Raw genomic sequence first — 10,352 nt, forward strand, 5'->3', positions numbered from 1 at the left:
GCGCCAACCCGGCACCCCTCTTGCGGGCGGGGCGGCGATTTCGCGCGAAATCGCCGCCCCGCGCTCCAAGCGGCCACATCTCGCACGTGCTCGCACCGCTCGGGAGCTCCTCGGGTTTGGGTCAGCGTGGTCGTGGCAGGTGCTTCGCGATGAACAGGCCTTCGGCCGACACGCAGACCTCGCCCCGGGCCGTGATCGCGCCCGTCGTGCGGATCTTTCGCCCGTCGACCGCCACCTGTTCGCCGGTGACCGTCAACGGCTCGAACAACGGGGTCGGCCGGTGGTAGCGGAGCGTGAGCTCCGCCGTCATCCCCGACTGCCCCGCCCAGTGGTTCGCCACGCCGAGCGTGTGGTCGAGGACGAGCGCCGAGATTCCGCCGTGCACGTGCCCGGGCGGCCCCTGGTACTGCAGGCCCAGCGTCACCGCCCCCTCGACCGAGCCGTCGTCCTTCCCGGTCAGGTGCAGCGGTGGCGCGATCGCGTTCTCCGGGCCGGTCACGGGGTCGTGGCGGGTGATGCCCTCCCCCGCCCACATGTCCACCATCCGCTGGTCCATCGCGGGCGCGTGCTCGTCGAGGTGGTCCGCGACGGCGTTGAGCCGGTCCGCGACCTCCTTCATCTCCGCCGCCGATCCGTCACCGGCGTGCAGCAGCGACGCGATCACCCGGCGGGCCGCCGATACCGCGGCGTCGACGCCCTCGTTGTTGGGAGCGGCGGTCAGCTCCAGCGGCTGCTCCTGAGCGGCGGTCACGACGCCACCTCCGCGGTGGCGTGGGTCAGCACCGGCGCGTTGTCGCGCTCCGGGCACGTCGAGCGCAGCACGAGCTGCCCGCCGTCGCGCCACACCGCGGTCCGAATGGTCTCCCCCGGCAGCAGCGAGCCGGCGAACCGCACCGCGAACGCGCGCAGCCGGGCGGCATCGCCGTCGAGCAGCCCGTCGACGATCGCCTTCGCGACCAGCCCGTAGGAGGCCAGGCCGTGCAGGATGGGCCGGTCGAAACCGGCCGCCCGGGCGAAGTCCGGATCGGCGTGGAGCGGATTCATGTCGCCGTTGAGCCGGTAGATCAGCGCCTGGGCGGGCGTCGTGGGCGACTCCAGCACGACATCCGGTTCGCGCTCCGGCAGTGCGGCCGCGACGTCCGGCCCCGGTTTCCCACCGAAGCCGCCCTCGCCGCGCGCCCAGATCTGCATGGTCGTCGTCCACAGCGCCGCGCCGTCGCCGTCCGCCGCGGTCGATTCGAGCACGATCACCGCCGCCTTGCCCTTGTCCCACACGTCCGCGACGCGGCTGGTGACGGTGGCCGTGCCGGACGCGGGCAGCTGCCGGTGCACGCGGAGCGCCTGGCCCGCGTGCAGGATCTTGCGGAGGTCGATGTCGATCCCGGGCAGCGCCAAGCCCGGCGCGGCACGGTCGCCCGCGGAGATTCCCTGCCCCGCCACCATCGCGAAGGTCGGCAGCACCTGGAGGCCGGCCTCGTAGGTGTAGGGCAGCTCCGGCTCGGTGTCGGCGCGGGCGCCGGCGCCGAGCGAGAGGTGGTAGAGCAACACGTCCCGCCGAGTCCACGAGATCTCGCGGGTCGTGGGGCGGGCGTTCAGCGCCTCGTCGAGGTCGATCGCCATTCTTGTGTTTCTCCTGTGTGCGTCAAGGCCTGTCTTGATCCCAGTTTTCGGTCTTTGTCTTTGAAGCGGCGCCAGCCGCTTAGCCCACCCTCGCAACTCGCACCGCCGCGGGTTCTCAGACGTCTTCTCGTGAGGACAGCCCCGATGCCGCGTATTTGGTCATACGTAAGTCGGGGATCCCACAGCGAGAAGGCGTCTGAGGTTCCGCCACCCGCACCGCCACGCAGAACGAGTTCGGAGACAGGCACTCAGGTCGGTCAGGACTTGGGTCGGGGCTCTGGGTCGCGCGGGAGACCCAGCAGCCGCTCGCCGACGATGTTGAGCTGGACCTCGGTGGTGCCGCCCGCGATCGACAGGCACCGGGTGTTGAGGAACTTCCAGGTCGCGCCGGGGGAATCCGCGGACGACCGCTGGCCGTTGAGCAGCGCCGCGGGCCCCTGCCACTCCATCGCGGTTTCCCACACCTGCTGGATGTGCTCCACGCCGAGGAGCTTGGCGATGGACGACTCCGATCCCGGCTGCTGCCCGCTCAGCGAGCGGATCGTCTGGCGGAGGCCGAGCAACGCGCCCGCCTGGGCGTCGGAGAGGATCTGCCCCAGCACCGCGAGGCGGTGGTCGTCGGCTTGCGAGGCCGCCAGTTCGAGCAGTGCTTCGCCGCCCGAGCCCAGCGACGAGTCGTGCGAGAGCGCGACGCGCTCGTTGGCCAGGGTGGTGCGGGCGAGCTTCCAGCCGTCGCCGGGCTCAGCGACCAGCATGTCGTCGGGCACGAAGACGTCGTCGAGGAACACCTCGTTGAACAGCGCCTCGCCGGTCAGCTCGCGAAGCGGCCTGATGGTGATGCCCGGGGAGTCCATGTAGAGCAGGAAGTAGGACAGCCCCTTGTGCTTGGCCGCGCTCGGGTCGGTCCGGGCGAGGAGGATGCCGTATTGCGCCTCGCAGGCCATGGAGGTCCACACCTTCTGGCCGTTGATCTTCCAGCCGCCCTCGACCTTCTCCGCCCTGGTGGACAGGCCGGCCAGGTCAGAACCCGCGCCCGGCTCGGAGAACAGCTGGCACCAGGCGATGTCCCCGCGGAGGGTCGCCGGGAGGAACCTGCGCTGCTGCTCCTCGTCGCCGTGCTGGATCAGGGTGGGCACCACCCAGTTCCCGATCACCATGTCGTGGGCGCGCACCTGCGCGGCCCGCATCTCCTCCGCGATGGTGAGCTGCTCGACGGCGTCGGCGCCCCGGCCCCACGGCTTCGGCAGGTGCGGCGCGGTGTAGCCGCGCTCGGCGAGGTAGGTGATGCGTTCCTGGTCTTGAAGGTGGGCCGCCTCGGCGAGCTCGGCGCGCACCACGGCCCGGATCTCCTCCGCCTCCGGCGGCAGGTCCACCGACACCGCCCGGCGCGTGCCGTCCAGCGCCAGCCGCGCCACCCGCTGGTGCCAGTGGCCGGTCGCCCCGAGGAGCAGCCGCGACGTCTGCGCGCGGCGCAGGTAGAGGCCGGTGTCGTGCTCCCACGTGAACCCGATGCCGCCGAGCACCTGGATGCAGTCCTTCGCGGTGCTGAAACCGGCCTCGATGCTGGTGGCTCCCGCGACGGCCACGGCCAGATCCACCTCGTCGGCCGCGTCCTGCGTGTCCTGCGCACGGGCGGCGTCCCAGGCGCAGGCCCGGGCGGCCTCGGTGCGGGCCAGCATGCGGGCGCAGCGGTGCTTGACGCCCTGGAACTGCCCGATCGGCCGGCCGAACTGCTCCCGCACCCGGGCGTACTCGGCGGCGGTCGTGGTGCACCAGTCGGCGATGCCGCATGCCTCTGCCGCGAAGAGCGTGGCGGCGAGGTCGTGGGGCCGGTGCGGCTCGACCGCGAGGACGTCCTCGGCGGGCACGTGCACGCGGGTGACCGTCACCTCGGCGAGCCGCCGGGTGAGGTCGTGGCTTGGCACCTCGGCGACCTCGGCCGCGGCGCGGGGCAGCACCACCCACCCCTGCTGCCCGTCCGCCGCGACGCGGAGGACGAGCACGTCCGCGAGGTGCGCGCCGAGCACCGGCTTGGCGGTTCCGGAGACGAGGAGGCCGCCTTCCGCGGTGCGCTCGGCGGTGAATCCGTCGCCGAGCCCGAGCGCGCCGGTAGCTGTTCCGTCCGCGAGAGCTTGCAGGTGCTCGTGGTGTCCCGCCTCGCTCAGCACCGCGCTGGTGAGGACGGTCGGCAGGAAGGGACCTGGCGTCATGCAGCGGCCGAGCTCTTCGAGGACGACCGCGAGTTCGAGCAGCCCGTATCCGGCGCCGCCGGCCGCCTCCGGCAGGTGCAGCCCGAGCAGGCCCTGCTCGGCCAGTTGCGGCCAGAAGGCCGGCAGCTGCTCGGCGTCGGCATCGACCGCTGCGCGTACCTCGGTCTCGGTGATGTGGCGACCGGCCAAGGCCCGCACGGAGTCCCGCAGGTCGCGGTGCTCCTCGCTCAAACCCAGGGTTGCTTGTGTCATCTCAGATCCGTTCGACGATGGTGGCCGTGGCGTGTGCGCCGCCGGCACACATGGTGATCAGCGCGGTGGAGCGGTCACTTCGTTCGAGTTCGTGGACGGCTTGGGTGATCAGCCGGGCGCCCGTGGAGCCGACGGCGTGCCCGAGCGCGATCGCGCCGCCGTTGACGTTGACCTTGTCCATGTCGGCCTGGTGCACCTCCGCCCACGACAGCACGACGGACGCGAACGCCTCGTTGATCTCCACGAGGTCGATGTCGCCGAGCGTCATGCCCGCCTTCTCCAGCACGTGCGCGGTGGCGTGCACGGGACCGTCGAGGTGGTAGTACGGGTCGGAGCCCACCATTCCGGAGGCGACGATCCGGGCCCGCGGCCGCAGGCCCTCCGCCTCGGCCCGCTCCCGGCTCATCAGCAGCACGGCCGCCGCCCCGTCGCTGATCTGAGAGGAGTTGCCCGCCGTGTGGATGCCGTTCGCGATCACCGGGTTGAGCTTGGCGAGGCCCTCGGCCGTGGTCGCCCGCAGCCCCTGATCCCGGGTCACCACGACGGTTTCGCCCGTGGCGCCTTCCTCGGTCATGACCGGCGCGTCCACGGGGATGATCTGGCCGTCGAAGCGCCCCTCCGACCAGGCGGCCGCCGCCTTCCGCTGGGAGGCCACGCCGAGCGCGTCGGCGTCGGCGCGCGTGATGCCGCGGTTGCGGGCGATCCGCTCGGCGGCGGTGAACTGGTCGGGCATGTCGATCGTCCAGGAGTCCGGCACCGGGCTGCCGGTGTCCGGCGCCAGGGCCGCGCCGAGGAAGACGCGGCTCATCGCCTCGACGCCGCAGCTGATCCCGATGTCGACGGCGCCGCCGGCGATCAGCCCGGCCACCAGGTGCACGGCCTGCTGGGACGAGCCGCAGGCGCAGTCGATGCTGGTGCACGCGGTGGTGAAGGGCAGGCCGGCGTGCAGCCAGGCGTTCCGGGCGACGTTGTTGGACTGCTCTCCCACCTGCGTCACGCAGCCGCCGACGACCTGGCCGACCTTCGCCGGGTCCAGGCCGGCCCGCTCGAGCACGCCCCGTTGGGCGAGGCCGAGGAGCTCGGCGGGATGCAGCCCGGACAGGGCTCCGTAGCGCTTGCCGACCGGCGTGCGACCGGCTTCGACGATGACGGCCTCAGGCATCTGGCTTCTCCTTCGCGTGCGGGCGACGCGCCCCACAACACTAGAATTCATTATCTATCCGCAATGAAACACCACCTCGCCCGCGCGGAACTGTAGTTCGTTCGCTCAGTGGGACTGCCGCGTGCCGCCCAGAAGAATGAATACTAGTTTTCGGCGAGAGGCCGGGCACGGCCGTGCCGGGACAGTCGGACGCAGGACAAGGAGCACGCGATGAGCGACAGCACGCTGGAGGGCCGCACCGCGGTCGTGACCGGCGCCGGCGCAGGGCTCGGGCGCGCGGAAGCGCTCGCGCTCGCGGCCCAGGGGGCCAACGTGGTCGTGAACGACATGGGCCCGGCCGCCGAGGACGTCGTCGAAGAGATCAAGTCCATGGGCCGCGACGCGGTGGCGGTGACCGGCGACGTGGGCGACTGGTCCACCGGCGACCGGCTGGTCGAGGCGGCCGTGGACACCTTCGGCGGCCTGGACGTCGTGGTGAACAACGCGGGCGTCCTGCGGGACACGATGATCTTCAACCTCACCGAGCGCGACTGGGACGACGTCATCCACGTCCACCTCAAGGGCCACGCGGCCGTCTCGCGCGCCGCGGCGGCGCACTGGCGCAACGCCAGCAAGGCGGCGGGCGGCCCCGTCTACGGTCGCATCGTGAACACCACATCCGAGGCGTTCCTGTTCGGCGCCGCCGGGCAGCCGAACTACTCGGCGGCGAAGGCCGGCATCACCGCACTGACCCTGTCGAGCGCGCAAGGGCTGTCGCGCTACGGGGTGCGCACCAACGCGATCTGCCCGCGGGCGCGCACCGGGATGACCGCCCACGTGTTCAGCGAGGACCCGAACGCAGGCGACCTGGACATCCTGGCCCCGGAGCGGGTGGGCGCCTTCGTCGCCTACCTGGCCTCACCGGCGGCGGACGAGATCAACGGCCAGGTCTTCGTGGTCTACGGCGACATGGTCGCGTTGCTGGCCGCGCCCACGGTGGAGCGGAAGTTCACGGCGACCGACGGCGCCTTCAGCGTCGAGGAGTTCGACGGCCAGCTCACGCCGTACTTCTCGGGCCGCAGCCCGCACCAGACCTACGCGGCCTACAGCGTCGCGGAGCTGGACACGACGGGCGTGCAGAACATCGCTTCCCAGAAGTAGCCGCAACTGCGCGGAAAACCCCCGCCGGCTGGCTGGGCTCCCAGCCGGGTCGGGGGTTCCGCAATTTCCATTGAGGTGATGGCGCTTCTCTTGGGGTGAAGTCATGTCCCTGATGTTGGGCATCGATATCTGTGCAGTTCAGAGGCACTGAGCGTCTTGTGAAGCTTGCGAACAAGGATGGCCTGCACCCGGACCGTGGCTGTCAGGGGTTGCGCGGGGTTACCAGGCCGGATTCGTAGGCGAGGACTACGAGTTGGGCGCGGTCGCGGGCGTGAAGCTTGGTCATGGCTCGGTTGATGTGGGTTTTCGCGGTCAGCGGGCTGATCACCATGCGGTCGGCGATCTGGTCGTTGGACAGGCCCTGCGCGACCAGGGCTACGGCCTCGCGTTCGCGGTTGGTCAGTTCTTTCAGCCCCGTGCCGGTGCCGGTGTTGAGCGGCTGGGTGACGTACCGGTTGATCAGCTTGCGGGTGATCGACGGTGCGAGCAGGGCGTCGCCGCGCGCGGCGACGCGTACGGAGTGGAGGAAGTCTTCCGGCTGGATGTCCTTGACGAGGAATCCAGCCGCGCCGGCGCGCAGCGCGTTGAAGACGTATTCGTCCAAGCCGTAGTTGGTCAGGATGACGACGTGCACCCCGGACAGGGTCGGGTCCGCGGCGATGCGCCGGGTCGCCTCGATGCCGTCGATGACCGGCATCTGAATGTCGATGAGCGCGATGTCGGGCAGGTGTTGCCTGGCCAGCGCCAGGCCTTCGCTGCCGTCGGCGGCCTCGGCCACCACTTCGATGTCGTCCTCGATGTCGAGGAGCGCACGGAATCCGCTGCGAATGAGCGACTGGTCGTCGACCAGCAGGACACGGATCATGACGTTCGGTCCACGGGAAGTTCGGCTTGGACGGAGAAACCGCCCTCGCTGCGCGGTACCGCCCGCAGGTGACCTCCGAGGGCAGTGACTCGTTCGTGCATCCCGAGCAGCCCGACGCCGGGCACCGGCGCGGTGTCCGGCGTGGCCTTGCCGTCGTCATCGACCCGGATGACCAGGGCGTCGGGCCGGTAGTCGATCCGGACCGCCGCGGTAGCGGCGGCGGCGTGACGGGCGATGTTGGTCAGCGATTCCTGGACGATCCGGTAAGCGGTCCGGTCCACCGCGGACGGAACGTCGTTTCGGTGTCCTTCGATCGTCAGCTTCGCGTCCAGGCCCGTCGTCCGGGCCCGTTGCACCAGTTCCGGGACGTGGTCGAGCCCATGCGGCGGGTTCTTGCCGTCGTCGCGCAGCGCCTCCAGGGTCGCTCGCAGTTCCCGGGCCGCCTCACGACCGGCCTCCCGGATCGCCAGCAGGGCCTCCGGCACCTGTTCACCCCGCTTGCGGGCCAGGTGGACGGCGACTTCGGCCTGCACCTTGATGACGGAGATCTGGTGGGTGAGCGAATCGTGCAGCTCCCGCGCGATGTGCAGCCGCTCCTCGTCGGCACGGCGCCGCGCGGTCTCCTCGCGGGTGCGCTCGGCCTCATCCGCCCGGCGCTCGGCCTGTCGCAGCGCTTCACCCGCCGCACCGGCGGCGATCAGCCAGGCCAGTTGGAGGACGTCCCGGGACTGGGTGAACGCCTCGCCCACGGGCCAGCCGTGGGGAGAGGCCAGGATCGCGAGCGGAAGAGCAGCCAGCATGATCACCGAACCCGCCACCGCGACGATGCGGTGTCCCGCCCGCACCGCGGCGTACACCGCGAACAGATACGCGACGACAGGCACCTCGAAACCGACGGCTTGGTAACCCAGCGCGCACAACCCGGTCACGGCCAGCACGGTGACCGGAGCCCAGCGGCGCGCGGCCAGCGACAGACCGCCGGTTACCAGCAACGCGTAACCCAGCGGGTCGAGACCCGTAGAGGGGTGTTGCCCGGACAGCCCGGCGACCAGCAGGGCCGCCGCCACGCCAACGGCGATCACCCAATCCCGGACACCGATCCGTCCCCTGCTCATGCGTGCACCCTAGCCAGATGCTCGCGCAGGCAACTCCGGCGCACAGATGATCAGTCGCCTACCGCACACGCGGTACCTGCGCGGCTTCTGCGGCGTCCGTAGCAGCCGGCTACGGCATCGGCGGCAGCGCGAATTGCCTGCGCCCGCACAACGACCGGCGGTGGATCCAGCGGACATGATCAGCGTCGTCCAGTCGTAGGAGAAGGAGCACCTCATGTCCGTCCGTCACCTGCTCGCCGCCGCAGCAGCCGCCCTGCTCGGAGTTTTCGGGCTTGCCACACCGGCAGCCGCACACGTCTTGACCCAGCCGGCCGCCACTGTTTACGGCTGGACCCCCGACCGAATCTGGGCCACTGCGGCCGCGCTACTGGCGCTGGTCGGCGTGGTCATCGGCGGGCTGGCGCTGGCTCGATCCGCCGGTCGTATCGGCAACGGCACCGGGGGAAGGGAGGCCATCGTGGCCCTGGTGGTGGGGCTGATCGCCGTGGTCAACGGCGGTCTGGTTGTGATCACCGCCGACGGTGGTCCCGGCACCGGCAACGGAATAGTCGGTGGCTACCTGGCCCTGGTGCTGGGGCTGATCGCCATAGTCCTCGGCGGGCTAGCTCGGGCCCGCTCCCGCCGCACCGTCTGACCGGCTCACCGCAGCGCGGCTACTTCGCTGCATGCACGCCATGGCAGCGCGCATCGATAACGCCGAGCTGCAGGCACCGACCTTGGTCGGCGTTCGATAAGTCCCGCCACGAACCCAGGTCAAGGTTTGGCGTAGTCGGTCGCTGATGCAGCACCCATCCCGGGATCTCTCCGTTGGTCACCACCTGCCCCAGGAATCCGCGGACCGCCACCAACACCCCGTTGATCCGCCGCGCGTCACGCACGGGTTTCACACCCGGCCCGGGCACCACCGTCGGCCGAGCTCGCCCCCGCCGGGATGCCAATTCAGCCACAAGATCACCTCATTGAAATCGGACCTTCGATTTCAATGGAAATTGCGGACCCAGGCCGGAACCTCGGCATCGGCCGGGCAGGGAGCGGCTCAGTCCTCCAGCACGGTGGGTTCCGCCGCGTTCGAGCGGGCGGCGAGGAGCAGCCTGCACGCGAGCCGGATCTCCACCTCGACGTCCGCCATGGAGATTCGGCCGTTGAGCGCGGAGCTCAGCATGCCGTACCAGCACTCGATGACGAGGCTCACGAGCCGGACGTCCCGGGCGGTGGGATTCTCGAGGCCGAGCATCCGGAACACCGCATCGTTCATCATGTTGTCGATGCGGATGGCTTCGTTCACGGTCGCCGCGTTGGCCTGGACGTTCGACTGCATCATCGCGCTGGCCAGCAGCGGCCGGCTCAGCAGTTGGCGGGTGGATCGCAGCAGCAGCTCGCACACCGCGTCCACTGGATCCTGATCGGAGCGCGGCGGGCGCGCCAGCTTGTCCAGCTGCTCCACCTGCTCCGCCATGACCGCGGTGAACAGGTGCGTCTTCGAGGGGAAGTAGCGGTAGAGCGTGGCGATCGCGACGCCGGCCTCCTTGGCCACGTCGTGCATCTGCACGCGGTCCAGCCCTCGCTCGGCGGCGAGGCCCGCGGCGGCGCGCAGGATCCGGCGCTGGCGCGCCTTCTGCTCCTGCGAGCTCGGCTCCGCGGCTGGCCGGGCCTCGGCGATTCTGGGCACGTGTCCCCCTCGGTTGATCCGAATCGACATCTGATTGTGCGGGTTCGCCTCGTGGCCGTCTTCGCCAACGTACCGCTCACCGGGACCGGCAGGCCCCCTCACCACCGGCTTGCGCTTGCCCGGGCGGGCGCGAGGGCGGGCAGCCCCCTGCCCGGGCTCTACGCCACCCGTGAGTGTTTCGGGGCGCTATAGAGGCTGTTTGAGAACTCGTTCCGCGCAGTCGCGCATCCCCGCTGGCTGGTGTGGAGCGAACGGCCTGTTCGCCTCGATAGACGAGGTAAACGGTCCGTTCGCTTCATCCCACCCGACGTTGGTGGGC

General features: G+C 70.6%; 9 protein-coding genes. 2 read left to right on the forward strand and 7 right to left on the reverse strand.

Translation table 11 applies throughout. The features are described 5' to 3' along the window. Window positions 1–121 precede the first annotated feature (121 nt). The 4 genes from AB0I53_RS46425 to AB0I53_RS46440 form a co-directional block, all read right to left on the reverse strand. On the reverse strand, window positions 122–751 hold the full coding sequence (locus AB0I53_RS46425; protein ID WP_358616758.1) for a PaaI family thioesterase: 630 nt from the start codon (window positions 749–751) through the stop codon (window positions 122–124). Continuing rightward, entirely contained in the window at window positions 748–1,620 is an 873-nt protein-coding gene (locus AB0I53_RS46430; RefSeq protein ID WP_358616760.1) for a MaoC/PaaZ C-terminal domain-containing protein, read from the reverse strand. The genes AB0I53_RS46425 and AB0I53_RS46430 overlap by 4 nt, the downstream gene beginning before the upstream one ends. Window positions 1,621–1,877: 257 nt before the next feature. Then, window positions 1,878–4,082: an acyl-CoA dehydrogenase gene (locus tag AB0I53_RS46435; RefSeq protein WP_358616763.1), complete on the reverse strand. Its 2,205-nt coding sequence runs from the start codon at window positions 4,080–4,082 to the stop codon at window positions 1,878–1,880. Window position 4,083: 1 nt separating this feature from the next. Next, complete coding sequence (locus tag AB0I53_RS46440) at window positions 4,084–5,244, reverse strand: steroid 3-ketoacyl-CoA thiolase (RefSeq protein ID WP_358616766.1); 1,161 nt, start codon at window positions 5,242–5,244, stop codon at window positions 4,084–4,086. A gap of 210 nt (window positions 5,245–5,454) precedes the next feature. Here AB0I53_RS46440 and AB0I53_RS46445 point away from each other — a divergent pair, with 210 nt between their 5' ends. Then, window positions 5,455–6,384 (forward strand): 3-oxoacyl-ACP reductase, encoded by a 930-nt coding sequence (locus tag AB0I53_RS46445; protein ID WP_358616769.1) that lies wholly within the window; start codon window positions 5,455–5,457, stop codon window positions 6,382–6,384. A gap of 202 nt (window positions 6,385–6,586) precedes the next feature. On the opposite strand, the gene AB0I53_RS46450 is transcribed toward AB0I53_RS46445, so the two are convergent. Beyond that, window positions 6,587–7,249: a response regulator transcription factor gene (locus AB0I53_RS46450; protein WP_358616772.1), complete on the reverse strand. Its 663-nt coding sequence runs from the start codon at window positions 7,247–7,249 to the stop codon at window positions 6,587–6,589. Further along, entirely contained in the window at window positions 7,246–8,364 is a 1,119-nt protein-coding gene (locus AB0I53_RS46455; protein WP_358616775.1) for a histidine kinase, read from the reverse strand. The genes AB0I53_RS46450 and AB0I53_RS46455 overlap by 4 nt, the downstream gene beginning before the upstream one ends. Window positions 8,365–8,578: 214 nt before the next feature. Here AB0I53_RS46455 and AB0I53_RS46460 point away from each other — a divergent pair, with 214 nt between their 5' ends. Beyond that, window positions 8,579–8,998, forward strand: a complete 420-nt coding sequence (locus AB0I53_RS46460; RefSeq protein WP_358616777.1) for a DUF6223 family protein — start codon at window positions 8,579–8,581, stop codon at window positions 8,996–8,998. Window positions 8,999–9,400: 402 nt separating this feature from the next. On the opposite strand, the gene AB0I53_RS46465 is transcribed toward AB0I53_RS46460, so the two are convergent. After that, window positions 9,401–10,033 carry a TetR family transcriptional regulator gene (locus AB0I53_RS46465; RefSeq protein ID WP_358616780.1) on the reverse strand — a complete coding sequence of 211 codons (633 nt, stop codon included), beginning with the start codon at window positions 10,031–10,033 and terminating at the stop codon, window positions 9,401–9,403. Window positions 10,034–10,352 lie beyond the last annotated feature (319 nt).

Source organism: Saccharopolyspora sp. NPDC050389 (assembly GCF_040655595.1).
Taxonomy (GTDB): Bacteria; Actinomycetota; Actinomycetes; order Mycobacteriales; family Pseudonocardiaceae; genus Saccharopolyspora.

Excerpts from the sequence above, each read along its gene's own strand:
- AB0I53_RS46430 (WP_358616760.1), bottom strand. The coding sequence starts at position 1,620 with ATGGCGATCGACCTCGACGAGGCGCTGAACGCCCGCCCCACGACCCGC.
- AB0I53_RS46435 (WP_358616763.1), bottom strand. The coding sequence starts at position 4,082 with ATGACACAAGCAACCCTGGGTTTGAGCGAGGAGCACCGCGACCTGCGG.
- AB0I53_RS46440 (WP_358616766.1), bottom strand. The coding sequence starts at position 5,244 with ATGCCTGAGGCCGTCATCGTCGAAGCCGGTCGCACGCCGGTCGGCAAG.
- AB0I53_RS46445 (WP_358616769.1), top strand. The coding sequence starts at position 5,455 with ATGAGCGACAGCACGCTGGAGGGCCGCACCGCGGTCGTGACCGGCGCC.
- AB0I53_RS46450 (WP_358616772.1), bottom strand. The coding sequence starts at position 7,249 with ATGATCCGTGTCCTGCTGGTCGACGACCAGTCGCTCATTCGCAGCGGA.
- AB0I53_RS46455 (WP_358616775.1), bottom strand. The coding sequence starts at position 8,364 with ATGAGCAGGGGACGGATCGGTGTCCGGGATTGGGTGATCGCCGTTGGC.
- AB0I53_RS46460 (WP_358616777.1), top strand. The coding sequence starts at position 8,579 with ATGTCCGTCCGTCACCTGCTCGCCGCCGCAGCAGCCGCCCTGCTCGGA.